16 protein-coding genes and 1 tRNA gene are annotated in these 26,703 nt (G+C 70.6%); 7 read left to right on the forward strand and 10 right to left on the reverse strand.

What is annotated here, in order from left to right; genetic code table 11:
• Nucleotides 1–186: 186 nt before the first annotated feature.
• A complete protein-coding gene (locus ACGFIK_RS06335; protein WP_327025201.1) occupies nt 187–2,094 on the forward strand; it encodes a BTAD domain-containing putative transcriptional regulator in 1,908 nt (635 codons plus the stop codon).
• A 448-nt stretch (nt 2,095–2,542) separates the two neighbouring features.
• Here the strand turns inward: ACGFIK_RS06335 and ACGFIK_RS06340 are convergent, their stop codons facing one another.
• The 6 genes from ACGFIK_RS06340 to ACGFIK_RS06365 all read right to left on the reverse strand — a co-directional run bounded on the left by ACGFIK_RS06340 (nt 2,543) and on the right by ACGFIK_RS06365 (nt 8,422).
• Nucleotides 2,543–3,574, reverse strand: coding sequence for a hypothetical protein (locus ACGFIK_RS06340; protein ID WP_327025200.1), 1,032 nt, complete (start codon nt 3,572–3,574; stop codon nt 2,543–2,545).
• Between the two features lie 301 nt (nt 3,575–3,875).
• Nucleotides 3,876–4,076: a hypothetical protein gene (locus tag ACGFIK_RS06345; protein ID WP_327025199.1), complete on the reverse strand. Its 201-nt coding sequence runs from the start codon at nt 4,074–4,076 to the stop codon at nt 3,876–3,878.
• Nucleotides 4,077–4,112: 36 nt separating this feature from the next.
• Nucleotides 4,113–6,104 (reverse strand): hypothetical protein, encoded by a 1,992-nt coding sequence (locus ACGFIK_RS06350; RefSeq protein WP_327025198.1) that lies wholly within the window; start codon nt 6,102–6,104, stop codon nt 4,113–4,115.
• Nucleotides 6,101–7,258, reverse strand: a complete 1,158-nt coding sequence (locus tag ACGFIK_RS06355) for a 5'-methylthioadenosine/S-adenosylhomocysteine nucleosidase (protein WP_327025197.1) — start codon at nt 7,256–7,258, stop codon at nt 6,101–6,103. Before ACGFIK_RS06355 ends, ACGFIK_RS06350 begins: the two co-directional genes overlap by 4 nt.
• Nucleotides 7,255–7,983, reverse strand: coding sequence for an NUDIX domain-containing protein (locus ACGFIK_RS06360; protein WP_327025196.1), 729 nt, complete (start codon nt 7,981–7,983; stop codon nt 7,255–7,257). Before ACGFIK_RS06360 ends, ACGFIK_RS06355 begins: the two co-directional genes overlap by 4 nt.
• Nucleotides 7,984–8,338: 355 nt before the next feature.
• Nucleotides 8,339–8,422 (reverse strand) — tRNA-Leu (locus ACGFIK_RS06365).
• A gap of 184 nt (nt 8,423–8,606) precedes the next feature.
• On the opposite strand from ACGFIK_RS06365, the gene ACGFIK_RS06370 reads away from it, so the two are divergent.
• From ACGFIK_RS06370 to ACGFIK_RS06390, 5 genes are all read left to right on the forward strand, one after another.
• Entirely contained in the window at nt 8,607–11,033 is a 2,427-nt protein-coding gene (locus ACGFIK_RS06370) for a tetratricopeptide repeat protein (RefSeq protein WP_393338002.1), read from the forward strand.
• A gap of 195 nt (nt 11,034–11,228) precedes the next feature.
• Nucleotides 11,229–13,841, forward strand: a complete 2,613-nt coding sequence (locus ACGFIK_RS06375) for a fibronectin type III domain-containing protein (protein ID WP_393338524.1) — start codon at nt 11,229–11,231, stop codon at nt 13,839–13,841.
• A 26-nt stretch (nt 13,842–13,867) separates the two neighbouring features.
• On the forward strand, nt 13,868–14,863 hold the full coding sequence (locus ACGFIK_RS06380; RefSeq protein ID WP_393338004.1) for an AAA family ATPase: 996 nt from the start codon (nt 13,868–13,870) through the stop codon (nt 14,861–14,863).
• A 14-nt stretch (nt 14,864–14,877) separates the two neighbouring features.
• Entirely contained in the window at nt 14,878–16,056 is a 1,179-nt protein-coding gene (locus tag ACGFIK_RS06385) for a DUF58 domain-containing protein (RefSeq protein ID WP_393338007.1), read from the forward strand.
• Entirely contained in the window at nt 16,032–18,386 is a 2,355-nt protein-coding gene (locus ACGFIK_RS06390) for a transglutaminaseTgpA domain-containing protein (RefSeq protein ID WP_393338010.1), read from the forward strand. Before ACGFIK_RS06385 ends, ACGFIK_RS06390 begins: the two co-directional genes overlap by 25 nt.
• A 27-nt stretch (nt 18,387–18,413) precedes the next feature.
• Here the strand turns inward: ACGFIK_RS06390 and ACGFIK_RS06395 are convergent, their stop codons facing one another.
• The gene (locus ACGFIK_RS06395) at nt 18,414–19,394 is read right to left on the reverse strand and encodes an LLM class F420-dependent oxidoreductase (RefSeq protein WP_357531021.1); all 981 of its coding nucleotides are present in this window, start codon (nt 19,392–19,394) and stop codon (nt 18,414–18,416) included.
• Between the two features lie 132 nt (nt 19,395–19,526).
• On the opposite strand from ACGFIK_RS06395, the gene ACGFIK_RS06400 reads away from it, so the two are divergent.
• The gene (locus ACGFIK_RS06400) at nt 19,527–20,438 is read left to right on the forward strand and encodes a DUF1028 domain-containing protein (RefSeq protein WP_393338013.1); all 912 of its coding nucleotides are present in this window, start codon (nt 19,527–19,529) and stop codon (nt 20,436–20,438) included.
• Between the two features lie 38 nt (nt 20,439–20,476).
• On the opposite strand, the gene ACGFIK_RS06405 is transcribed toward ACGFIK_RS06400, so the two are convergent.
• The 3 genes from ACGFIK_RS06405 to ACGFIK_RS06415 all read right to left on the reverse strand — a co-directional run bounded on the left by ACGFIK_RS06405 (nt 20,477) and on the right by ACGFIK_RS06415 (nt 25,954).
• Entirely contained in the window at nt 20,477–21,313 is an 837-nt protein-coding gene (locus ACGFIK_RS06405) for a hypothetical protein (RefSeq protein ID WP_393338527.1), read from the reverse strand.
• Between the two features lie 429 nt (nt 21,314–21,742).
• Nucleotides 21,743–22,630: a phosphatase PAP2 family protein gene (locus tag ACGFIK_RS06410; RefSeq protein WP_327025142.1), complete on the reverse strand. Its 888-nt coding sequence runs from the start codon at nt 22,628–22,630 to the stop codon at nt 21,743–21,745.
• Between the two features lie 423 nt (nt 22,631–23,053).
• On the reverse strand, nt 23,054–25,954 hold the full coding sequence (locus tag ACGFIK_RS06415) for a glycoside hydrolase family 48 protein (RefSeq protein ID WP_327025141.1): 2,901 nt from the start codon (nt 25,952–25,954) through the stop codon (nt 23,054–23,056).
• Nucleotides 25,955–26,703: the final 749 nt, after the last annotated feature.

Consider the following 26,703-nt stretch of genomic DNA (forward strand, 5'->3'; position numbering starts at 1 on the left):
ACCACTCACGGCAGACGTTTTTCAGACGCTATCGCCCGCATAAGCGGGTAGGGTCCAGCACCGGACCGCCGCTCAGCGAGCCGTGGACTCTGTCAGAAGACTGTCGCTGACTCTGAGTGCACCGTATCCGTATAACTTGGAGACGATCAACGGCGCGAATGCGCAACAGGCACGGGGGGATGTTCCATGGAGTTTTCCATTCTTGGCCCGCTGGAGGTGCACGGCGCCTCGGGTCTAGTCGATCTCGGCGGTGACCGACAACGGAAGTTGCTGGCAATTCTGCTCGTCAACGCCAATCTCAGCGTCCCGGTGGAACGGATGGTGGACGAGCTGTGGAGCGACCCGCCCAGAACGGCTCGGCGGCAGGTCTACAACGGGGTCGCCGCACTTCGGCGACGATTGGTGGAGGCCGGCTTCCCATCGACAGCCCTGCACACCGAGGCAGGGGGCTACCGCATCCGACTCGACCAGGCGGTCCTGGACGCTGACCTGGTCCGCCAGCGAATCGCCGAGGCTGACCGGGCGGTGGCCCAGGGTCGCAACCAGGACGCCATACACCTGCTGGCCGCCGCGGTGAGCCAGTGGCGAGGCAACACCCTGGACGGTTCGAGGACGCCCCTGCTCGACAGCGTGGCGGCACGCTTCGATGAGCAGCGGATAGGCCTGGTGGAGAGGCTGGCCGAGCTACGGCTAGCCGCTGGCGAGGGCTCCAGCCTGGTCAGCGAGCTCAAGGAGTACGTCGCTCGCTACCCGCTCCGGGAGTCCTTGCGGGGCTCCATGATGCTTGCGCTCTACCGCAGTGGCCGACAAGCAGAGGCGTTGGCCACCTTCGATGAGGGCCGCCACCGCCTGGCCGAGGATCTCGGTCTCGACCCAGGTGTCGAGTTGCGCCGCATCCACACTGCCGTGCTGCGCGGCACAGGTCATCCGCCAGCCCGGAAGGCCTACGAGCCTGCGGCCCCCGCCGCCACCCCGGCCACCTGCACCTCCTACCTGCCACCGCGACTGTCCGACTTCGTCGGACGGCAGGATTCGATCGCTCAGGCGACCGAGGCGGTCGAGTGGGCTGCCGAAGCCAACCGCCCCACCGTCCTGGTCATCGATGGCATGGGCGGGGTGGGTAAAACCGCATTCGCCGTCCACCTGGCTCATCGAATGGCCGAGCGGTACCCCGATGGGCAGTACTTCGTCGACCTGCGAGGCTTCAGCGCTCGGCAGCATCCGCTCAGTCCCGAGGCGGTGGTGGACGCACTGCTGCGTCAGGCAGGGCTGCCGCCGGCGCTCAAGCCCTTCGAATTCGACGCGGAGGCCGCGCGGCTTCGGGCTGCATTGGCGGGACGTCGCGTGCTGATGCTCCTCGACAATGTCGCGGACACGACCCTCGTGCCGGCTCTGCTGCCGGGAACCCCGGGTTCTCTGGTGCTCGTCACCAGCCGGCGACAACTGATAGCCCTGCCGGATTCGCACCCGGTGAGCCTTCGTCCGCTCGGACCGGACTGCGCCCTCCAACTGTTCAAGACCACCTGCGGCCAAAACCGGGTCACGGAGGAACTCGCAGCGAGCAAGGAGGTCGTCCGGCTCTGCGGGCACCTGCCCCTCGCCGTTCGAGCAGCGGGCTCCCGACTGCGTCACCGTCCTATGTGGACGGTTGCGGATCTGGTCAGGCAACTTCAGCACCCGAGTCAGCGGCTGCGCCTACTCGGGCCGCACGAGCAGACCGTCTCCGACACCCTGCTCACCTCATACCACCGTTTGAGCGACGCACACCAACGCCTGTTCCGGCTCCTAGGCCGGCAGAGTGGCCCCCGGCTAAGCGCCCGGAGTTGCGCCGCAACCGCCCGGATGCCCCTCGCCGCACTGGAACAGGGGCTCGAGACGTTGGCTGACGACAACCTCATCACCGCCTGCGACCGCAAGCGCTACCAGTTGCATCCACTGCTGCGTGACCTCGCAATAGAACTCAACGACCGCGAAAAATCCACTACAGCGGTGAGCATCGAGGCGATCGGACACGCGAGCTTCGGTCGCGCTTCAGTCGTGTCGTGTCGGTCGGCGGCAGACGGCCCGCACCCAGCGGACGGCTCCGCCGCGTGACCACCAGGGAACCGCTGCGGATTGGCGCTGGCGGCACCTACCGGCCCGATCACGGTTAGTAGCGATACCGCGGTCGAACCGCCCCGGATTTTGTAGAGATTTCGATGTTACGGATTGGGTGGAGTCGGATGGGCGTGATCACTCCGGTCGAGCCGCTCCGCGCGATCGCCCTGTCCGTGGCCTGACGCCCAGCCAACACGGCTACGCGATCCCCAGGGACATCATCGGTCTTCACTAAACCCGGGGCGGTTGACCACTCCGGAGATCAACCGCGCTGCATGCCGGCAGGCAGACTACCCGGCTCTACTCATCGCGGGGGTCCTGCGGTGGGTGCACGTGTTCCCGCCTCCACCAGTCACTCACCCCGACCTGTCACCGACAGCGGTGCCGGCCCCGCTAGGTCGGCCCCCGCTGCGGACCGACCCAACGACGATCGTCTGTCCCTGCCTCACCCACCGTCCGCGTTCCGAGGCCACTGCGCAGCCTCAGGGAGCGTGTCGAAGATGCGGTCCATGGAGTAGGGCTCGTATATAGTCTCGGACTCGGCGATCTTGTCCCAGTCGGAGTCGGTGAACTGGAACATCCACAGGGCATCCATCTCGAAGTCACCGTGTCCTTCGGGAAGGTGCTCGAAGTCCTGCTTCATAGCTTCGACGTCGAGGCCGGCGCCCGTCATATAGCCGCCGAGGTGGGAACGGGCGGCCTCGTCGAGCATTAGCAGCTCAGCGATGGTGTGCGGCACCGGCGTCATCCCCTTGGCCAACAGCGTGCACAGATCGATGCAGGTTCGTGCGAGCCGAACGAAGAATTCCGGCGGCTGCGCGATCAACGAGCGCGGAAACCCGACTGCGGGACCTTCGTTCCCCCACATGAGGCCTTCCGCCTGATTGATGAGGACCTCCGCAGTTCCGCTCAACGACTGGTAGAGCGCGGCGGCCCAGCGGGGGCCGACATCCCAGAATCCGCACGGGCAAGGGTCGTCTTCTTCGTCCAGGCTCTCCGTCAGGCAACGGCACGATCCGCCGGGGCCGCACTGGTTGCTGCTGGCGTCATCGCCTCGGCGTTGCGCGTGTGGTGGACAGCCGTCGCAGTAGTCGCACCCATCAGCAGGACACTGGGCGACGGGAAACAGCCGGGCCCAATCGATATCGCTGCCGTCCCCCGGCAGGTCGGGGACGTCGAGTTCGGTGACAAACCATGTGGCAAGGAACTGCCGCTCGTCGGTATCGTCGACGCGCTGCTGGGCTGCTTGCTTGAGCCCAGCTCGGACGCTTGCGGGGAGGCTGAGCCAGAGGCCGGAAAGGTCTTCCTGACCTCTGACCGAGGAATTCAACATGTTGCAGATGGCGACCGCCTCGTGCGGCCAATCCACCGTTGCGATGGCATCGAGCTCGTTGCCTCTGCCCTTGTCGACGATGGCCATGACGCGCGACTTGGTGGTGGTGTGTTGTGGCACGAAGGCGATCACTTTTCTGGACATGGCGACTCCTCCCGAACGTGCATGAGGACACACTGGGTTACCGAAGAATGAACAGGGGTCGCGCTGGTTGTCCCGGTGCTTCCGCAGACTCCGCTTCGCAGGACATCAACCTAGCATTCCTGTCAAGTGCAGAAGCGGACCACAACCCAAACTCCGCCGATCACAATCTGTCGGGGTACTCGCTCCCTCGTACTCCATCCCGTACTCCGACAGGTGGCCAAGCCGCGCGTGCTTGGTCGCCAGCGCAGGGTGACACCTTTCTCGGTCAGACACACCAGTCCGCGGTCGGTGGTCAGGTCGGTCAGGCGTAATCCGAGTGTGCTGGCGGGGCTTGACCAGTCGGCGGTGCGGCTGGCAGCGACAGGTGTTCGCCAACTCCGGTTATCCGGTCGGCGAACCAGCGGCCGTCGAATTGCTGCCACTGTTCCCGGCTAAACAGTTCGCGATCGTACTCGCCCACTCCGGAACCGTTCATCAGCTGGTACAGATCTTCGACGAGCAACGCTTGTACCGCGCAGTTCGATGGTTCGACCCTGCTTTAGTCGAGTAGCCCCTGTAGGGAGCCGGCTAGGTTGGTGAGTCTCTCGTCGGCGCGGCGGCGTCGGTGTTTGATCCATTCTTTGCCTTCCGCGGCGACGCCTTCAAGCACGTGCAGGGTGTGATTGAGCCCGGCGGCATCCAGCGACAGCTCTGCGATCTTGGTTGCGTCCTCGTCATGCTGGAGCGCTTCGTTGTCGCGTTCGCTCACTCGAATGCTGATGGGCTCGCCGTTGACGAGGGTCAGTTCGAAGGTCTGCTGCCCGGTGGCGATGCCGTCGATTCGGACGGCGGCGACGGCGTCGAAGCGATAGTTGAGGCGCTGGGTGGTGTGGCTCGCGGCGGTTTCGAAGTCAAGGTCGATGTTGGCTTGTCGGACACCATCATCGGTGAGCAGGAACAGCAGTAGCCGGTATCGGGAGTATCGCCACGGCCCCTGGGGATATCGAGCCCTCTTACCCGAGGGAGCCGGTGCCTCGATGAAGGCGTGTGCGATAACGTGGCTGGGTTGAAGTCGGTACTGTCGCATGACTCGATCGACCAGGACTTTGCGGTCGCTTTCCAACCAAGCGGCCATCTCGGTGTCCGACGGCTTGTCGGACAGCTTCTGGCACCACCGGTGGTAGGCCTCCCAGCGGGCTACGTCCTTGTCGTCTCGTTCCGCCTGATCGTCGGCGACTCTGCGCCGTTCGGCGACGATCCGGAACGAGGAGCGCACAGCTGGCACCGCAGATACCGACGCGAGCAGAAGCCACCCGGCGCCGGGCATAGGGGCCCGGACCAGGATGGCTGGCGCGGCCCAGAGGCTCCCGGCGACGAGGAGGGTCAGTCCGCCGATGTGGAGGGCTCTGGTTCTGGTAGGGACCCGCAGTCGCTGGCGGAATGCGGTCAAGGTGCCTCGTTCCCATTGCCTCCGCACGTCGCCCACCAGGTATCGGACGAGCCAGGCCAGTCGGTCGGCGTCGATGCGCGTTTCCCGGTAGAGCTCTACCACCTCGTCGCGGAGCTGCCGCTGAATCCCTGCTGTCTGTGCCCGCCAGTAGGCCCGGTCAGTGCCCCGCGGGACGTACCGGCTGAAGTATCGGTTGAAAAGCCGGTCGACCTTGCTGGCGAAGCCTGCCGGTGCCCCTTCTCGTCGCCGCTGCTGGGGTGGGCGAATCTGTGCCTCCTTCGCGCGCAGCCGCACCCTGCGGTAGTACCGGTCCGCCCCACCGACGCAGAAGGCGCCGAGCCCGACCAGACCGAAGCCCATAGCGAGCAGTGGATTGAGCATGCCGCGCGCCGCTACCAGCATGATTAACTGCACCACGGCGAGGGTGAACACGGCAGCGCCGACGCCGGCGCGCAGCCAATCGCGTAACGCGACAGTGGCGGGCTGCACAGGCAGGGTCCGAGGCTGCGCGGGTTTGGGGTGGAAGAATTTCCAGATTCGGTTGAAACGGTCGCCCTCTGCACGCCGCGAAGCAGCCAAGGCGACGGACCTCCGCCATATCTCTTCCTGCATCGCGCCTTCGAGCAGCGCCTCAAGGTGGCCGTATATCCCGTCGCGTTGACGCTGACCCAGCGCGTCGATGTCCTCTACCACGAGATCTGTCTCGGCGGCGCGGACCGGCTCCAGCAGGCGACGGATCACCTTCAAACCCGCTGCCCACTGGTCATGGTCGTCGAGGTGGGGCAGACTGGCGCAGATCGCGGTAAGGCGATCCAGTTCCTCGGGCGCGAGCTGGCGCAGGGTACGTCCGCTCAACAGGGCGATGAGGCGATAGAACTGAACCTCGGTAGTCGCGAATCCACCGGCGACCGCCTTCTCGATGAGCGTGCGTGCCTGATCACGAACTCGCGCGTCGAGATACTTCAACGCGAGGGCGAACTGCTCCTGCGGACTTGCATTGGGCGGCAGCCGGTAGAAGTTGATGTCGCCGTGCACGATGCCCGCCTGCACTTCGACGTACGCATCTCCTTGGGCCACATTGGTCGTCGCCGAGGCCGTCACGACATGCCCCGCACCACGGCGATGATCGCCGCAATCCGCGCCGCCAGCTCAGACACGTCGGCGACCAAACCCCGCAACCGCTTCAGCGCGACCATCAGGCCACTGTTCTTCGCCGGCGCTTCCGCCGAGACACAGTCCGTTGCCTTCTCCAGTTCCGACTCGGCGGCCGCGTAGGTTTCTTCGTCCAACTGTCCGTCGAGATGGGCCTGTTTGATATGGGTTCGCAGGTCCGCGATGCTCGCTGCCAGGTCGACCGGTCGCCCGATGTCAGTGCCAACGGTGACGTTGCCGTAGATCTGTCCGGCCTGCACCCCGACACGGGCGCTCCCACTGGCGATGTTGCTGTTGGTCATCGGCATCGTGCGACTCCCGTCCCGGTCCGCGCCGCCTCGGCCAGCCGGCGCGTCGATGATGAGTTCTCGCGCCAAGGCGGCGGCGAAGGCGGCAGCGTGGCGTGCGGCCTTCGGTTGCCAGTTCTGTCCGTCACTGGCTGCCTTGCTGCCATCGGCGTGGTCGCTGATGCCCCGTACGACCACGACGGGCAGGGCACGGTTGAGATGGCCCGCCTGGGCCACACCTGCGGCTTCCATTTCGATCGCCACGGCGTCGTTGTAGTGCTGACGGATCCAGCGGGCCTGATCCGAGATCCCCGAGTCCTGGACCACCTCACCAGCGGCAATCGGCCCGAAATGAACGTAAGGTGCTACATCTGCGGGTAGACCGCGACGCCAGGCAGTGGACCTGGCGACGTGCTGGGCGATCTGGTCGGCCTCGTGAGGGATCTCCCACGCCTTCGGTCGGGCCTTCAGTCCGTCGTCCTCGCTGGTTCCACCGTGGTACGCGTAGATTTTGCTGGCGACGACAACATCGCCGAGCCGAATGTTGGGCCACAGGCCACCGGCGACTCCCACGAACAGCACTGCGGCCGGGGAGAATTCGGCCATCGCCCGCTCCGCGAGCACCGCTGCCGGATGGTTGCCTTTGCCGACCAATCCCAACGCGACCCGGCAGTGGCTCTGCCCGAGCCGGCCGACCTCGAATCGGGTGCCGGCTGGGTGCCGGCGCACCCGAACGTCGGTCAGTTGTTCGTGAACCGCCTCGTACTCAAGGTTCAGCGCCGTGAGGATCACGACGAGGCCACTGTTCGCGCTCACGCTGTCTCCTTGTCTGCCTGGCCGCGAGGTCGGATCATCGGAGGGTGCAAAACCGCGCAGGGTCCGGGGCGGAACAGCCGGGCGGGACGCCCTCCATCGGTCTTGCGAGTCGTGCCAGCGGAGACGATGAACTCATCCACGCTTTGCACTTTCCGATAGAAGTTCCGCGGATCCAGCCGCATGCCCCACACCGCTTCATAGACGTCCTGAAGCTCCGCGATCGTGAAGGTCGGACCACAAAACGCGGTGGCGAGCGCCGTCCGCTCCAACTTCTCCCGAGCCCGGTCGACACCATCGGACAGGATCTGTTCGTGATCGAAGGCGAGTTGCGCATCACCGGCCAGCACCTGTGCCACCGGGATCCAACAAGCTTCGGAGGCGTCGGTGCCGGCCACCGGCTCGGGTAGCCGAGGGGCGATAGCCAGGTAAGCCGCCGCGACCACCCGCCCTCGAGGGTCACGGTCTGGTGCGCCGTAGAAACCAAGTTGTTCGAGGTGCAACTGATCCGGCCCCAAGCCGGCCTCCTCGGCAAGCTCCCGATGGGCAGCCGCCACGAGGTCTTCCTTCTCGTCGCTGAGGAAACCACCGGGCAGAGCCAAAGCACCCTGAAAGGGCTCGATACCGCGCTCGATCAACAGCACATGCAGGCGGGATTCCCGCAGGGTGAGGATGACGAGATCCACCGCAACAAGAACGGGCGGCGGAACCCAATGATCGTCAGACATGAATCGACCATAGACTTACTGTCACTGTGACAGGAAGCTCGTAGAGTGTCGGATTTCAGCGCCACGCACGTTGTTGATGTCCTTTGACGCCTGATCATGTCCGGGTTGCGATCCGCGCTTGGCGCGGTGGCCGGGCGCAGCCAGCTGCCTCGCTGAGCGCTGAAAGCATCGGGGAAACCGAACGATGCTGGTGGGACTCTCGACTCCGCCTCAAGACGGACTTGCGCTCCGCGGCGCCGACCCCGCGACAAGGCTTGGGTCTGCCGGCAACCCGGCCTCAGGCTCGCCTATGGCCGGAAACGCAAACGGTACGCGCCGATGTAACTCTCAGCGCGTACCGTGGGGTATTGAGTTGTGTCCGAGGGGGGACTTGAACCCCCACGCCCTATACGGGCACTAGCACCTCAAGCTAGCGCGTCTGCCATTCCGCCACCCGGACTTGCTTCGTTCAGCCTACTCTGCCGCCCTCGGTGGTCCACCATCCGAGGGCGGCCCAGTGGGCCGCACGGGGAGTTACTGTACACGCCCCAGATGGATCATGCACATCGGCGTCCGCCGCCCGCCGGTGCGCGAGCAGCCGGGGTTGTGGCAGCGCGTAGGAGGTACCCGGGTCGGGTAGCGGCATGGCGGCGGTACCCGGCAGCATGGGCCACGTGCCCCACGCCTCTCCCCTGGCCATCACCCAGCAGCGCGCCCTAGCACTGCGCGGGGCAGGCAACCTTGCCGCGGCCCGTGACCTGCTCACCGACGCCTTCGAGTCTGCCCGACCGCCGTACGGCAAGGATCATCCGGACGTCCTCAGCACCGCGCACCTGCTGGCTCGACTGCATCGGGAGGCGGACGACCCCAGCGCCGCCCGCCGGGTGTTGGAGGAGGCGTTCGCGGCCGGTGAGCGGCGATGGCCCACCTCGGACCCGCTGATGCTGGCCTTGTCGTATGAGCTGGGGTCCGTCGCGGACGAGCTGGGCAACCGTCATGAGGCCCGACGCAACTTCCTGCGCGTCGCGACCGCCGGCCCCGCCGTGCTCGGTGTGGATCATCCTGCGGTACGCGCGTCCCGCGAGTATCTCGGCGATGCCGCTCCCGCCCTTCCGCCGGCGGTTCCCCCTGCCGGTCAGCCGACGGCGGTCGGCCCGGCGCCGCATGACGCGCTCGCCGAGCCGACGATGTCCCTGGCCGTCCTGTCGACCGCCTGGCAGCCGCACGACGCGGCCACCGCCACCGCCCCGCTACGCCCGGTGACTCCCGATGCCCCGGCCGTGCCTCCCGGGCCCCCCGTGCCCCCGGTGCCCGCTGTGCCCCCGGTGCCCACTGTGTCGCCTTCCGCGCCGACGGTCCCGCCGGCACCGTCGCCCTCCCCGAGTGTCGTGCCGCCGGTCACCAGCGCACCGCCTTTCACCGGACCACCAATCGGCACCATCGCCTCGTCAGTCACGAACGCACCCTCCGTCAGCAGCGCGCCGCCGGCTTCGGTGCGACCGGCACCGGCCGGGCCGCCCGTACCGGTGGTGCCGCCGGTGCCCGCCCCCAGGGCCGGCGTCCACGATGAGCCCACCCGGCCTTTCCCGCCCGTCCCGGCGCTGTCAGAGGCGGGTGTGCCAGCGGAGGGCTCAGCTGCGACGGGGTCCCGCACGGCACCGTCGCCGGGGGCGGTGGAGGGCACGGACGTAGTCGGCAGGACGACGACACCACTGCCTGTCGACCCGGCGCAGCAGGGAGTCGACCGACCGGCCGCGCCGCAGTGGGCAACTCCCACGATCGCGGTCCAGCAGATCGGGCCGCTGCTGGCCGAGGAAGCGGCCCGGCGCAGCCCCGGTGAGCAGGCCAGGACACCGGGCGCCCAGGCCGCCTCACCCACCAGCGGGCCGTCGAGCGCCGCGTCGCCCGCCACCGCGACACCGAGCAGCGGGCCACCCCGCAGCGGCCCCCCGAACACGCCTCCACCGAACAACGCAGCGCCCGTCAGCGGGCCGCCGGTCAGTGCGCCGCCCACCGCACCAACCGTCGATCTGTCCCGGCCGCAGTCTCCGAGGCACCAGGCGCCCGAGTTCGGCGTGGCAGGAGGATCCGCCCCGGGCGGCCCACCGGCGCACGAGTTGACCGCCGCCCTGCCCCAGCCGGGACCGACCAGCGGCCCTCCGGGCCGGGTGCCGCTCCCGTTCGGAACGGCCGGCACGCAGCCGGACCAGCAGGACAGAATCACCCCAGCCGGTCCCGCGCCGATCAGCGGACCGCCGTACGGTCCGACCGATGGGGCGCGACACGGCCACCCGATCAGCAGCCCACCCGGGTCGCCCCTGGCCGACGGCCCGCAGCAGTACCCGGGTAGCGCCTACCCGCCGGAGCCCACGCCCTCTGCCTACCCCCAGCACCCACCGGCACAGCAGACCTACCCGACACCCCCACAGCAGCACACGTACCCGCCGCCGGGGCAGCAGGCGTACCCCCCAGCATCACCGGCTGCCCCCGGGCAGCCCGGGGCCTATCCGACGCCGGTGCACCCGCCGACGGCGCAGGCCTATCCCCCGCCCGTCTCCGGTGGGCCGGCCTACTCCGCGGGATGGGGGCAGCAACCGGCACAACCGGTCGCTCAGGCGTACCCGGGGGAGCCGGCGCGCGGGCGTGGTCGGGTGGCCGTGGTGGTGGCGGTGATCGCGGTGGTGGTGGCGCTGGCGGCGGTGATCGGGGTCGGGTTGCTGCTCCTCGACCGGTGGTCCGGCGAGGCCCCGACGACACCGGCCTCGTCGGGGCAGCCGCAGGGCGGTGCGCCGCCCACCCAACTCGTGTTGCGCGACGACACCACCACGATCACGTTGACCTGGACCGACCCGGCGGACGGGCTGGTGCCCTTCATGGTGGCCGGGGGGCGCTCCGGCCAGCCCCTGGGGGTGATGGCCACGGTGAGTCCCGGGGAGACCAGGTACACCGTGAACGGATTGAACTCCCGGGTGGACTACTGCTTCACCGTGCTGGCCGTCTACGGAACGGACCAGTTCGCCACCTCCGGCCAGGTGTGTACGAGTCGCAAGGGCGCCGGTCCGGCCGACTGACCGGGGCACCGTCGTGGTCCGACAGTGCAGCCAGGACACGCCGACGACACGCCACCCTGGGTGTCCGGCAACGGACAATGCGGGTACCCGCCGTTCGTAGCGTGACCATATGATGGCTCCCGGCTCAGGGGAGGGGTCGCCGTACGGGGGGCGCCACCTGCCAGGACGACACGGGAGGCGCCAGCTGTGGCGATCATGGACGAGGTCGATCCGATCCGCGCGACCCGATCCCGATCCCGACTGCGGGGTGGACTGGTCACCGTGGCCACGGTGTTGGCCCTCCTGGCGGCGATGGGCCTCACCGTGCTCGGGCTGGGTTCGGCGGACAATGCGGTGGCCAGTTACGACGCCAGTTCCTGGTTGTGGAGTGCGACGCGCAGCGAACTGGCCCGGGTCAACGGGGTGACCGCCCGGGTGGACACCCGGATGGAGGTGCCGGCCGCGCGGCGGCACCCGATGCAGGTGGTGCAGACGGATCGGATGCTGGTGCTGCGTGACCTGCACACCGGTCAGATCAGCGCCCTGGACCTGGCCACCTTGCAGATCACCGCGACCACCCCCACCACCCCGGGCCTCGGGGTCAGCGTGGCCCTGCACGAGGATGCCGCGTTCGTGGTGGACGCGGTGCAGGGTGTGGTGCGGCAGTTGGATCCCCGGTCCCTGGCCCCGGTGGGTGAGCCGGTGCGGTATCCGCCGGGTATCACCGGTGGCACCTTCGACGGCAAGGGTCGGTTGTGGATCGCGGTGCCGGCCGAGGGCACGGTGTCGGCGATCACGGCCGCCAAGCTGTCCTCCTCGCCGGCAGCGGATGCGTCGGTCTCCCCCAGCAAGGTCGAGACCCATGACGTGGCCGAGCCCAGTCACGAGTTGGTGGTCTCCACCCTGGATGACGGGGTGGCGGTGCTGGATCGTACGGCCGGGAGTCTGGTCACGGTGGTCCGTGGGGAGACCCGGCGTACCCCCTTGGGTGAGCAGTTGGCCCGGCCGGGCACCTTGCCGGCGCGGACCAGCGGGCCGGTGGTGCCGGTGACCGTGCCCGGTCAACGGCAGGTGCACGCGGTCACCGAGGGCGAGGTGCGGTCGTTCACGGTGCCGGGTGAGGGTGACCGGCTGGGTGCCGCGGTGGCCTGGGCGGGTCGCATCTACTGTGCCGACGAGGCGACCGGGGCGGTGTACGCCTTCGACGCCACCGGTCAGGTGGTGGAGACCATCCGGGGTCGTTGGGGTGGGCCGCTGGAGTTGGAGGTGCGGGAGAACCACCTGTTCATCAACGCCCCGAACGCGGCGACCGCCCGGGTGGTCAACGACCGGCACGAGGTGCGTGAGGTCGACAAGTACGCCAATGACGTGCTCGGTGGTGACCCGCCGGAGGAGGCGCCACCGCCCCCGCCTCCCCCGCCGAAGAAGCCCCAGGTCAGCAAGCCGGGGGCGCCGCGCAGCGTGACCGCCTCGGCCGGTGACGCGCAGGCGCGGGTGAGTTGGCGTCCGGCGGCGTCCAACGGTGCGGAGGTCACCCGTTATGTGGTGGAGGGTGCCGGGCAGCGTCTGGAGGTGGGTGCCAACCAGCGGTCGGTGCAGGTCAAGGAGCTGACCAACGGGGAGACGTACACCTTCTCGGTGCATGCGGTGAACGCGAAGGGTGCGGGTCCGTCCCGTAAGAGCAACCCGGTGACCCCGACGGCGGAGGTGCCGGACCCGCCGACGAGCGTCTCCGCGCAGGCCCGCCCGGACGGCACCGTGGTGGTGACCTGGCCGGAGGCGAACGGGCAGGGCAACAAGATCGCCCGGTACGCGGTGACGGCCACCTCGGCGGGTGCGAACGCCCCGGCCGGGGAGTCCGAGGGCACCGAGTTGGTGATCGAGGCCGGTGAGTTGGAGTACGGCACCCAGTACGCCTTCACGGTGGTGGCGGTCAACGACAAGGGTGCGGCCTCGGAGTCCTCGCCGGTCAGCGACACCGTGGTGCCCTTCACGGTCCCCGGGGAGCCGGTGGAGTTGACCGCGAGCACGGTGGCGGACCGTCCGGGCACGGTGGCGGTGCAGTGGGCACCGGCGGAGGCCAACGGCCGACCGATCACCGGGTACCTGGTGGAGGTGGGCGACAAGCGCAGCGAGGTCACGGACACCCGTACCCGGGTGGAGGGCCTGGGCGACGGGCAGAATGTGACCGTACGGGTCTGGGCGGTCAACGAGGCCGGTGAGGGTCCCCAGGCGACGACGACGGCGCGGACGGTGGCGCCGCCCCGGGTGACCGTGACCGGCTCCTCGGCGACCGCCACCTCGGCGACGGTGGCCTTCACGGTGGATGCCGGTGGTGGGCAGGCGGCCTGCACCCTGACCCGGTCCGGTGAGGCGGCCGTCAGCGGTCCGTGTTCGCGGATCACCATGGAGGGGCTGACCCCGGGTACCGGTTACACCTTCACGGTGACGGCCACCAACGCCGCCGGGTCGGGTGCGGCCACCCGGGCGCAGCAGACCGACGCTCTCTACGGCATCGCCACCTGTGTCAACGGCAGCGAGCCGGAGCAGCGCACCTACTGTGACCGGGACCGCGACGGCCGCAACGGCAATGAGATCTTCTCGGTGCCCCGGCAGGACAACGACCGGCAGGTCGGCTGGGCCAAACCGGGGACCCGACTGAAGGCGCTGTGTCGGGTCCGCGGCGAGGAGGTGTACGCGTTCGTCTACAACGACGACAAGCGCAGCACCTGGTGGGTGCGGGTCGAGTACAGCGGACGCAACTACATCCCGTGGGTCTGGTTGAACCTGGAGGGCGGCGACAAGATCAACGTTCTGCCCACCTGCTGATCCGCCCCCAGGCAAGGAGCACCGCCGTGAACAGCCAGGAACCCCTCAGCCAGCAGGAGGTGCAGGGCTTCGCCGCCCTGGCCGCCCGGCTGGCCGAGACCGTCAACGCAGTGGTGCTCGGTAAGCCGCAGGTGGTCCGGCTGGCGTTGACGGCGCTGTTCGCCCAGGGGCATGTGCTGCTGGAGGACGTGCCCGGGGTGGGTAAGACGACCCTGGCCCGGGCCATCGCGGCCACCGTGAAGGGGCAGTGGCGGCGCATCCAGTTCACCCCCGACCTGCTGCCCTCGGACGTGTCCGGGGTGACCATCTTCAACCAGGCCACCCGGGGGTTCGAGTTCCACGCCGGCCCGGTGTTCGCCAACATCGTCATCGCCGACGAGATCAACCGGGCCTCCCCGAAGACCCAGTCGGCGCTGCTGGAGGTGATGGAGGAGCGGACGGTCACCGTGGACGGGGTACGCCATCCGGTGCCGCAGCCGTTCCTGGTGGTGGCGACCCAGAACCCGGTGGAGATGGACGGCACCTACCGGCTGCCGGAGGCGCAGCTGGACCGGTTCCTGGTCAAGCTCTCCGTCGGCTACCCCGACGAGGCGGTCGAGGTGGAGGTGCTGCGGGGGGCCACGGTCCGGTCCCCCGAGGCCCTGGCCCCGGTCACCGACACGGCCACGGTCGGGGAGATGGTCCGGATGGCCCGGCGGGTGCACATCGCCGAGCCCCTTTACACGTACGCGGTGCGGCTGGCCGCGGCCACCCGTACCCATCCGCAGGTGCGGGTCGGGGTCAGTCCCCGTGGGGTGATCGCCCTGACCCGGGCGGCGTGTGCGTACGCCCTGATCGACGGCCGGGGTTGGATCATGCCGGAGGATCTGAAGGCCCTGGCCGAGCCGGTCTTCGCCCACCGGCTGCTGCTCACTCCGGACGCCCAGGTCCGTGGGGTGACCGCCGGGGAGGTGCTGCGCCAGGCCATCGCGTCCGTGCCGGTGCCGCTGCCGTCGGGGCAGCCGGCCTCGGCGTACCCCTGATCGGCGGGGAGGGCGTGGGAATCACCGCCCGGGGCCTCGGTCTGCTCGTCGCCGGGGTGCTGCTGCTCGGGGCCGGCTTCCGTTTCGGGTATCCGGAGTTGACCGTGCTGGGGGCGGCGGCCGGGGTAGCCGTGGCGATCGCGGTGCTGACGGCCGCGTGGCGGCCCCGGTTGCAGGTGCGGCGGCAGGCGGATCCGGACCGGGTGGCGCGGGGTGAGCCGGCGACGATGACCTTGACTCTGCGCAACACCGGTCGGCTGGGTGCGGCGAGTCTGCTGGCCGTCGACCGCTGCGGCGACCAGGTGGTGCCGGTGCCGGTGCTGCGGCTGCGCCCGGGGGCGGACACCACGGTCCGGTACGAGGTGCCGACCGCCCGCCGGGGGGTGGTGCCGGTGGGCCCGCTGCGGGTGACCCGCCGTGATCCCCTGGGTCTGGTCGTGCTGGCCCGCACCTACGGCGACAGTGTGCCGGTGTGGGTGCACCCCCGCATCCACCCGTTGCGGGCGGTGCCCACCGGTGCCGGCCGCAGCCTGGACGGGCAGGTCGACGCGGTACCGCACGGCTCGATCACCTTCGACTCGTTGCGGGAGTACGTCGTCGGCGACGAACTGCGGCGGGTGCACTGGCGTACCAGTGCCCGGGTCGGTGAGCTGATGGTGCGGGAGAACGTGGACACCAGTCTGCCCCGGATCGTGGTGCTGCTGGACAACCGGATGGCCGCGCATCCGCAGCGGGTACGCGGGACGGCCGAGTCCTTCGAGTCGGCCTGTGAGGCCGCCGCCTCGGTGGTCACCGCGGCGGTCCGGGAGGACCTGCCGGTGGTGCTGCTGTTCGTCGCGGCTGACGCTTCCGAGGTGGGCACCGGGCAGGAGAGCCCGGCGGCCCAGGAAGGACCGACCGGGCCGCTGGACCGGTTGGCGGCGGTCTCGCTGACCGGGGAGGGGACCCTGGAGGCCGCGGTGGCCCGGCTGCGCCGGGAGCGGCTCGGCGACACCCTCGTGGTGCTCACCGGGCCGGGTGGGCGTGAGGACCTGGGACATGTCGGGGCCCTGCGTGGGGCGTACCCCTCGGTGGTGGTCGGGGTTTTCGGGGCGGCGGACCCGACCCCGGCGGGTACGGGCGGCCTGCTCGTGGTGGACGCGGCCGACGGGGCGGCCTTCGCGGCCGAGTGGGACGGGGTACGCCGGTGGTGAGGCTGCTGCGGGCCCTGGCGGTGCCGACGGCGCTGGTCGGGATGGTCGTCCTGGCCGGGGTGACCCTGGACCGGGTGTACGCGGGCTCCCTGCTGACCCTCCTGGTGGCCGGGGCGGCCCTCGGCTCGGTGCTGGTCTCGGTGGCCGCGCGGCGACTGCCCTCCTGGCTGGTCGCCCCGGTGTCCGTGCTGGTCATGGCGGGTTGGACGGGGTGGTGTCTGCACCTGACCGCTGACCGGGCCGGGTTGCCGGGCGGCTTCGCCGAGGTGGCCCGGGAAGCCGCCGCAAACGGCATTCCCCGGCTGCTGACCGCGATGATCCCGGTGGAGCCGGTCCCGGACACCGTCCTGGTGCCGGTGGTGGGCGCCTGGCTGGCCGGGCTGGCCGGCGCGGAGGTGGCGTTGCGCGCCGGCCGGGTGCTGCTGGGTTACCTGCCGCCGGTGCTGCTGCACGTCGGGGCGGTGTACGTGGTCGGGCCGAACGCCGAGCCGGCGATCGGTCCGACCGTGGCCCTGGTGGTGGTGGCCGGGCTCGGGCTGGCCGCCTCGACGCGACGCGAGGGTGACCCGGTCGACGGCCCGGCGCCGACGGTGCCGTCCGGGGTGCGGGCCCGGTTGGCGGTGACCTCGGCCGCCGGTACGGCGGTGGTGGTCGCAGCGGCCACCCTGCTGGGCCCGGCGGTGGCCGCCCTGGTGGAGGTGCGGCCGGTGGACCCCCGCCGCTACGTGGAGCCGCCGCAGGTCCAGACCTTGGACGAGAACCCGCTGATCCGGATCTCCGGGTGGGCCCTCAACCCCGACCAGCAGCTGTTCCAGGTGAAGACCGCCGATGCCGGCGGGGGGACCCGGATCCGGCTGGCCGTGCTCAGTGACTACGACGGGGTGACCTGGCGGGTCGGGGCCACCTACCGCAACGCCGGCCGGATCCTGCCCACCGTGCCGCCGGCACCGTACGCCACCGTGGAGACCCTCCGGCAGGAGATCACCATCGGTGAGCTCAGTGGACAGTTGCTGCCGGCGGTGCCCACTCCCCGCGAGGTCAGCGGCGCCCGGGTGGCGTACGACCCGGGCACCGGCACCCTGATCCGTCCCGACGGGCTCAGCCCGGGGCTGCGCTACACGGTGACCTCGGCCCGGGAACGCCCGGATGCGAACCTGCTGGCCACCGCGAACACCCCGGCCGGGGACGAGGTGGCCCGGGTGCTCCAGGTGCCGGAGGGGGCGCCCGACCAGTTGCGTCGGCTGGCCACCCAGTTGGCCCAGGACAACGGCGCCCCGTACGCCCGGGCGATGGCGATCGAGCAGTGGCTGGCGGAGCACTACCGGCTGGTCGCCGACGCCCCCAGTGGCCACGCGTACCCGAATCTGGCGTTCTTCCTGTTCGGTCCGCGCAACGGCGGCGGGCAGCGGGGTACCTCGGAACAGTTCGCGGCGTCCTTCGCGGTGCTGGGCCGGTTGGCCGGGTTGCCGACCCGGGTGGTGGTCGGGTTCGCCGCCCCGGGTGACGGGCCGGTACGGGCGGGCGACGCCTACGCCTGGCCGGAGGTGCTTTTCGAGGGGGTGGGGTGGGTACCCTTCGACCCCCTGCCCCGCCCGGAGGACGAGCCCCGGCCGGTGGAGGAGGACTTCCGCCCGCAGCCGGAGAAGCCGCCGCCCTCGGAGCAGCCGGAACCGACCGTGGAGCCGAGCACCGCACCCCCACCCCAGGCCGCCCCCGAGGAGGGCGAGGGTCGAGCGGGGGTGTCCACCCCGGTGCTGGTCGCCGCTGTAGCCGGAGGGGTTGCGCTGCTGGTCGTGGTGGCGCTGGCCGTCCTGGCCGGGATGCGCCGCGCCCTGACCCGCAACCGGCTGCACCGGGGCCCGGCCGACCTGCGGGTCGCCGGGGCCTGGCGGGAGCTGACGGACGCCCTGCGGCTGGCCGGGCATCCGGTCCCCGCCGACCTGTCCGCCACCGAGGTGGCCGAGGCCGCCCGCCGCGCCCTGTCCGACGCAGCACCGCCGACCGAAGCGGCCCGGGCCGGGACTCAACCGGAGGCCGAGATGGGGCGGGTCGGGACTCGATTGGAGGCCGAGGTGGGTCGGGCCGCGACTCATCCCGAGGGTGCGGCGGGTCGGGTCGGATCTCAGTCGGAGGCCGCCCACCGGGCGGTGGAGGAGTTGGCTCGCCTGGTCAACCAGGTCGGGTTCGCCCCCGGTCAGGTGGCCGAGGCGCAGGCCGAGGCCGCCGCCGAGGCGGCCAGGGTATGCACCCGGGCGCTGCGCGCGGACCGGCCCCGGTGGCGGCGGTTGCTCTGGTCGGTGCACCCGGGGCCGCTGCGCTGGCGAGACTGAGCGGTGATCAGCACCGCCAAGTGGGGCTCAGGTCGACTCCCCGGTGTCCGGGCCGAGCCGGGCGATCATGGTCGTCCGGGCCGCCACCCCGCCGGCAGCCAGTTCGGGGGTGGGCAGCAGGGCCATCACGGGGACGTCCACCCCGGCCTCGGCGTAGCGGCGGACCTGGGCCCGGCACTGCTCGGGTGAGCCGTGCACGATCAGCGCGTCGACCACCTCGTCCGGGATGGCCGCCAGGGCACCCCGCCGGTCACCGGCCGCCCAGGCCTGCCACATCGGCGCCAGCGCCTCATGGCGGCCCAGCCAGCGGTGGAATTCCGCGTACGCGGGCACGGTCAGATAGCTGGTGATCATGCGGCGGCCCAGGGTGCGGGCGTACCCGGTGTCCTCGGTGGGACAGACGAAGATGCGGGCCACCACCTCGAACTGCGGGCGGCGCTCGCCCAGTTCGGCCATCGCCCGGGGGACGTCGGTGGCGGCCAGCCAGTTGAGGATCACCCCGTCGGCCTCGGCGGCGGCCAGCCGCAGCATGCCCGGCCGCAGCGCGCCCAGCAGGACCGGCGGGGGTACGGCCGGGGGTCGTTGCAGGCTGAACCGCCGCACCGCGAAGGTGTCGAAGGCCCCGTCGACGGCCTCTCCCCGCAGCGCCGCCCGCAGGAACCGCAACACGTCCCGGGTACGCCGGAACGGATCGGTGAACTCGATCGCGTTCCAGTCGGACACCAGCACCGGCGAGGAGGCCCCGATGCCCAGGGCGAACCGACCGGGTGCCACGTCGGCCAGGGCCGCGGCGCTCATCGCCAGCAGGCCGGGCCCACGGGTGAACACCGGCGCGATCGCGGTGCCCAGCCGGAGCTGCGGCGCCCAGGCGGCGGCCAACGCCAGTGGGGTGAAGGCGTCGGCCCCGTTGACCTCGGAGGACCACACCTCGGTGAAACCCGCCTCGGCCAGGGCCGCGTACACCGTCGCGTGGTCGGCCAGCCCCACCCCGTCCAGGGGCACCGTCATCGCCCATCGTGTCGTCATCGATCGATCCTGCCCGGCGGGCGGCCTCCCTAGCAAGATCTTGGTGCCCTACCGGTCCACCGGGCGGCTGCGCCGACCCTGGGGCAGGGCTCTGACCAGCGCTAATCTTGCCGCGTGACCTTCTCGCTCGTCGCCCGCTCCACCGACGGCCACCTGCATGGTGTGGCCGTGGCGAGCCGCTTCCTGGCTGCCGGTGCTCTGGTCCCGGCGGCCGAGGCCGACCTCGGCGCGATCGCCACCCAGGCGCATGTGAACCTGGCCTACCGGCCGCAGGGGCTGGCCCTGCTGCGGACCGGGGTGACGGCGGCCGGTGTGGTGGCCGCTCTGGTGGCCGCCGACCCGGAACGCGATCATCGCCAGGTGGGTGTGGTGGCCGCCACCGGTCCCGGTGCCACCTACACCGGGGAGCACTGCCGGGACTGGGCGGGCGGCCAGGCGGGCGACGGCTGGGCCGCCCAGGGCAACATCCTCACCGGCCCCGAGGTGATCGACGCCCTGCGGGACACCTGGCTGGCCCGTACCGACCTGCCCTTCGCGCAACGCCTGCTCGCCGCGCTACGCGCCGGACAGCAGGCCGGGGGCGACCGCCGGGGGCAGCAGAGCGCCGGGTTGGTCGTGGTCCGACGCGGCGGAGGGTACGGCGGCACCGGCGATCTCATGATCGACCTGCGGGTCGACGACCACCCCGATCCGATCACCGAACTCGACCGGCTGCTGGCCGTGCACACCCTCATGTTCAGCCGTCCCGACCCGGCCACCCTGCTCGACCTGACCGGGGCGGTGGCCGTCGAGGTGGCCGGGCTGCTCACCGCGCTCGGCTACCCGGCCGACCCAACCGACCCGGAGGACGCGCTGGTGGCCTGGGCCGGACTGGAGAACCTGGAGGAGCGGCTGGCCCCCGGCCGCATCGACCCGGTGGTGCTGGCCCAACTGCGCGCCGCCCTCCCCCACGTACCCGCACCCCGAAGTGCGGCGTCAGCGGATGGTGACGTCGCCGCCCAGTCGGGCAGCGAGCCGGCACGGTAACCCGCCCGCTTCGACGCAGCCGACATCATCAGCGCGGATCAGCGGCCGAAGGCCAGCAGCGGCAGGCCGACCCGGGCGAGGGCCGCCTGCTCGGCCAGGCTGCACGGAGTGCGCCCGGTCAGCTTGGCGATCAGGGTCAGCCGGTCCCAGCCCAGCTCCGCCGGCAGGGACCGGCCCCCAGTGAGCAGATCGGCGATGACCCGGCTGGCGGGCGTGGTCAGCCACGGCGGCCGATCCAGCGCCGCGGCCAGGTCCAGCCCGTGCACCCCGACCTCCACCACCCGGGTACGCAGGAACTCCGTCACCGTCATCGCATCGTCGTGTCGGGTGCGCACCACCCGTTCCGGTGGGTACGCCTCGACGGCCGCGAAGGCAGCGCGCCATGCCCGGTCGAAGTCCGCGCCCACCCCGACCCCTCGACGCGTGCCGCCCGAGTCGAAGCTCTCCTCGCCACCCTCGACCCGCCCGTCTCCCGCCCGAACCGCTCCCCCCGGTGCGCCCTCGACCCGAGCCACGTCGACCCGAGCCGCCTCGACCGGAGCAGCCTCGGCGCGGGCCGCCTCGACCGGAGCAGCCTCGGCGCGGGCCGACGCGGCACCAGCGGCCTCAATGCGACCGGCCTCGGCATGAGCAGCGCCACGAGCAGCTTCGATGCGATCGGACTCGGCACCAGCGGCCTCGATGCGGGCCGCCTCGATGCGGGCGGCGTCGACCTCGGGGGTGAACTTGGCCGCGCCGAAGTAGCCGGCGGCGTCGATCAGGGCACCGGTCGGCGCCGGTGCGGCCAGCATGTCGGTCAGCCGGCCCGCACCGGTGCGGACATGTGCCAGCAGTTCGGCCACCGTCCACGGCACGCAACCGGTCGGCCGGGCCAGGTTCTTCCGATCGAGGGTGGCCAGCACCTCACCCAGCCGCAGGCACTCCTCACGGAAAGCCGCCCGAACAAGGTCGGCGTCCCCCACACCCTCCCCCACCTCGACCCACCATCCCTCGCCCAACCCCGCCTCCCCCACCCCCGGCCGGGACGTCCCCGCCTCGTCGCCGACCGTTCATGATCGCGCTCGATCCAGGATCGAGTGGCCTCGTCTTCAAACTTAACCACTCGATCCTGCATCGAGCGCGATCTTGCGGGCGGGGCGCGGTGGTGGCGGGGCGCGGTGGTGGCGGGGCACGGCGAGGGCGGACGCGGCGGTGGTGGTGGGGCGGGTCGAGGTGGTCGGTGCGCGTGGCCGGGACCGGATGGGGGTTGCCGTTCGGCGGGATCCGCGCCGTCAGGGGGTCGCGCAGGTGGAGGCCGGCAGCGGTCAGCCCTTGTGGCGGGGGACGATGCGGTGCACGGCGGCGATGGCCAGCGCCATGACCACCCCCATCGTTCCGGCGATGCCGGCGGCGCTGCCGGCGTACCCGACGAACAGGGGTTGGCGGGACAGGTCGGCCGCCGCGGTGGGGCGCAGGCTGGTCAGCCAGAACAGCGCCAGCGCGCAGGCCAGGATCAGCAGCAGCCCACCGATGCCGAGCAGCAGGGCCACTCCCCGGTGCGCGTCGGCGGAGGACACCTGCGCCTGTTCCCGCTGGGTGATCAGCAGCAGGATGCCCGCCAGGGCCGCCCACACGCCGACGACGAGGTACGCGGCCACCGCGTCACTGGGCCGGTGCCAGCCCGCCGAGAGGGTCGCCACCCCGGCCACCGCCGAGTAGGCGGCACCGACCACGGCGGCGAAGGCCCGGACCTTGGGCGGCAGTACGAGCACCAACGCCACCGCCACGGAGGCGGCTACCGTGGTGTGCCCGCTGGGCAGGCTGTTGCCGACGCCGGCCCGTTCCGGGTCGATGCCGTAGTCGGGTCGGACCAGGCCGTACTTCAGCACCTGGGTGGTGACGTTGGCTCCGACGATCAGCAGGGTGGCCGCGACCGCCAGGGCGACCCGGCCTCGGATCAGGGCGATGAACCCGATCATCACCGTGGCCGCCAGCAGCGACACCACGGACATCGCGTTGAGGATCCGGTTGACCGGTTCTTCGATGTGGTCGCGGCCGATCCGGTTGCCGGTCAGCGCGACCGTGTCGACCCACTGCCCGAGTTCGCTGTAGAGGGCGAATCGCCACACCACGATGAAGACCGCCGTCTGGACCAGAGCCAACCCGACCAGCCAGACCGCAGTCCCACCCCTGGGCGTCACGCGCACCCGCACAACTTAGCGACCCTGCCCGAGCCGCCCACCAGTGGCCCGCCGACCGGATCGGCGGCGCCGCGCGAGGGCGGCTGAGCAGGGGCTACGGTGACCGGCAGGCCGAGCCCGCCGCCTGCGCAGCGGCAGGGGTCGCGGCGACAAAAAGGGAGAGGCCGCCACGGGGGGAGCGGCCTCTCCGGTGATGTACGTTACTCCGTCTCCGGCGGTGTTGTGATCCCGGAACGGTGACTTTTTCCGCGATCTGCGCGGTGTGCCTGTCGGATCGGGGGGCGGTGGGGTGGGTCGACTTCTCCGCTGCGTCGGCCAGAGGGCCGACCCACCCCGGCCTGACCGTGGGCGTCAGGCCGCCGGCCGGTCCTGCCTCTACCCCCGAGGCCCGGCCGGAGCCTCCGGGTGGGTCACCGCCCACCCGGAGGACGTCGTTCAGCCGTTGGGGAACAGCTTCCCGTAGTCGGCGTACGCCATCGCGACGTCCGCCTGGGCCCAGAACCGGTGGTAACGGAACTCCGGCTCCGGCCCACCGTCGAGGTAGGCCTGGACCTTCGGCCACGCCGGGTCGTTCTTGTAGAACGACCGGATGTCGATGAAGCTCTTGCCCGGGGCGATCACGTCACCGTTGGGCATCCGACCGGTCCAGCCCTGCGGGATGTACAGGCCCTGCCCGGTGGAGGCGTCGTAGACGTCGTCGAAGCGCCGGTAGTCGCCACGCTTCTCCACGGTCGACACACCCTGGGCGTCGCTCTCGCCGTGCAGCGCGTCCAGCAGCCCCTTGGCGGTGTTCTTCGCCGCCACGTCGCCGGACTTGGCCGCGTACGCGATCAGGGTCCGGGCGTAGGAGGCGGCGATACCGACGTCCTGGCCCTTGGCGATCACCTCGACGTGCAGGTTGGTGTTCGGCTGCGGGTTGGTCGGGTTCCAGTTGTTGGGCTGGCCGGTCCACTTCAGATCGGCCGGGATGGACCAGTCCTCACCCAGGGTGGTGTTGGCGATGGCCCACGGCACCCACTTGTCCAGCAGGGCCTTGGCGCGGGCGTCGCCGCTGACCAGGTACAGCTCGGCGATGCGCTGCATCGACCAGGCCTGCATCCCGAACCACTGGTTCGAGGGCGGGTCGTTGTAGACCGGGTCCTCGTCGTAGAACATGCCGTAGAAGGTGGCCGTGCCGGCCGGCGGCGTGCCGTAGTGCCCGCCCCAGCTGTTGGTCGCGCCACCGGCGATGCCACCCTCGGCCGACTGGAGCCAGGTGTAGAGCTCCAACTGCCGGGTGAGGCTGTTGTTCCAGTCCGCCGCCGCGGTCGACGAGCGCGGCTTGAGCTCGTTGACGTTGGTCAGCGCCCAGGCCGCGAACGGGTTCTGGTAGCCGAAGTGGCTGTGGCTGGAACCGATCCGCCACGACCAGTTCTGGCTGGTCTCGTACGCGCCGCCCCAGGCGTAGTACCAGGACAGCAGGTAGTGGGCGGACTCGCGGTTGTTACCGGCCGGGCACTGGGTGGCCCCGACGCAGTTGCCGACGCGCTTGAAGTACTTGTCGAACAGGGCGTACCGCAGGTAGTCACCCATCTTGGCGGCCTTGGTCACCGTGGCCGCCACGTCGGCCTGCTTGTTCTGCTCCTTGGCCCAGGTCAGGGCCCAGTAGGCGGCCTGCACGGCGCGGGCGTCGGCGTCCGGGGCGTTGGTGTACTTCCACTGCTTGGCCGGGGTGCCGGACTCCTTGATGAACAGGTCCAGGTAGCCGTTCGGTCCGCCGTGGGCGAAGGTGTCGCAGGAGGGGTGCGGCACGGTCTCCCACACCGACTCCTGGGTGCCCCGCTGGAAGGTGTTGATGTACGCGGGGCGGGTGGTGCCGTTGCCGCAGCGACCGAAGCCGTAGACGTTGTCCACGTCCAGCAGCCAGTGCATGCCGTAGATGCTGCCGGTGCCGTAGGTCTGCTGGAGTTCCGCGCGCAGCGGGTCCTTGCCGACCGGCACGTTCGCGTTCAGCTGCGAGGGGTACTGGTTGGGCAGGTCGTTCTCGGCGGCGTAGGTGGCGTCACCGGCGGAGCCGGCGGTCGGCTGGTCGGCCGTGGACGGGATGATGTAGGTCTCCATCACCGTCCAGGCGTTGTTGAACGGCGCCCAGTTCTGGGTGACCCGACCGTAGTACGCCTCCAGCCACAGCCAGAAGCTGAACGCCTCCGAGGTGGTCTGGTGACCGTGGTCGGGCGCCTCGACGATCAGGGTCTCGATCGAGTGGTAGGGCACCCCCTCCGGGCTGAAGTAGCCGGAGTTCTTGATCTTGCCGTACTGCTCGAGGAAGCGCTGGACGTACTCGCCGTCCCCGCCCGGCACGTCGTTGTCGATCTCGGTGACGGTGACCGTGGCCGGGGTGTGGCCGGTGGCCGACGCGGTGATCGTCGCGGTGCCGCCCACCGTGTCGGAGTCCTCGGCGGCCTGGACGGTCACGTTGACGCCGGTCTCCCAGTTGCTCGGGGTCAGGGTCACCGAGGTCGGCGAGACCGTGATGTCCGAGTCGCCGGTGCGGGCGAGGCTGGCCGCGACGTTGGCGGTGGGTTCCCGGTTCAGCTTGAGGTTGAAGGTGGCGCTGTCACCCTCGGGCACGCTGAGCGTAGTCGGGGTGGCCACCAGGGCCGGCGAGGTCGCGGCGGTCACGCTGAACGCCCGCTCGGCGATCGCCGACAGACCGCTGTTGTCGTACGCCCGGGCCTGCACGGTGTAGTCACCGGCCGGCAGACTCTCCATGGTGTACGCGTACGGCGCGGTGGTGTCGGTGTTGACCAGCAGGCCGTTGCGGTAGAACTCGACCCGGGCGATCGTGCCGTCCGGGTCGCTGGCGGTGGCCGTCAGCGGCACGGTCGCCGGGGCGACGAACGGCCCGGCGGGGATCGACAGGCTCACCGTCGGGGGCTGCGCGGTGACGCCGCCGCAGGTGACCCCGTTGACGGAGAACGAGGTGGGCTTGGGGTTGCTGCCGGTGTAGGAGCCGTTGAAGCCGATCGTGGTGCTGGCCCCGGTGGCCATGCTGCCGTTCCACGCCTCGTTGACGGCGGTGACCTCGTTGCCGCTCTGGCTCCACCGGGCCGACCAGCCGTTGGTCACCCGCTGGTTGCCGGGGAAGGCGAACCGCAGGGTCCAGCCGTTGACCGGGTCGCCGAGGTTCTTGAGGGTGATGTTGGCGGTGAAGCCGTTGCTCCAGTCGTTGGTCGTATAGACCACGTCGCAGGCCGGTGCGGCCTGTGCGGCGCCGGCGGGTACGGTCACCCCGCCGATCGCCAACGCCGCGGCGGCGAGCCACGCCAGGCGGCGGCGTCTTGCCAGATCTCTCATCTGCGCGGTGTCTCCTCGAACCAGGCCGGGTGCGGTGCCGCCCCGGCGAGACGTCTCGCAGACGAGAAGGACGCGAGACGTCGGTGGATGGTGGTGGCCGGCCGACCGGCCGGAACGCAGCAGCGGGAACGAGCTCCACACCACTGCGATCAGGGCGCCGTCCGGATCACCGGAAGCCCTCGGCGGCCCCACGCTCACGTCTACCTGGCTCCACGTGGTCGATCGACAGTGTGCCATGGAAGCGCTCCCAGCACCAGAGACCGCACTTCCGGAAGCACTCGGTTGTTTCGATCTCATTTTGGGGCTTTCACAAAGCCGTGACGGGCGTTACAGTCGCAGCAACGTCGATGGGAGCGCTTCCATCGACGGAGTTCCAAGCATTGGATTACCCGGCGCCGTGCCCACGGCAATGGGTACTAAGACCGCAGGCCGACGGCGGGCCAGCCCGGACACCGCCGTCAGCCGTCACCCCACGAGAAGTGAGGGGAGGTGGATCCTCAGCCACTCGCGTGGCCCGGCTCCCGCGCGACACGCACGACTGGGACGCCAATCCGCACGTGCGTGTACCGCAACATGGTGGGGACGGGGGTTGCCCTCCCCCGTCCCCACACTAAACCCCCGTTCACGATGGGAAAAGAGGCCGATCGGGTCAGACGCGCATCACCCGCGCGCCCCGCACGGCAGTAAGCCCCGCCCGCCGACCGTGCGCTGCCCCGCCGACCACCTCCGGGAGCACGCCGCCGGTCCGC

This window comes from Micromonospora sp. NPDC048871, assembly GCF_043198155.1.
Taxonomy (GTDB): Bacteria; Actinomycetota; Actinomycetes; order Mycobacteriales; family Micromonosporaceae; genus Micromonospora.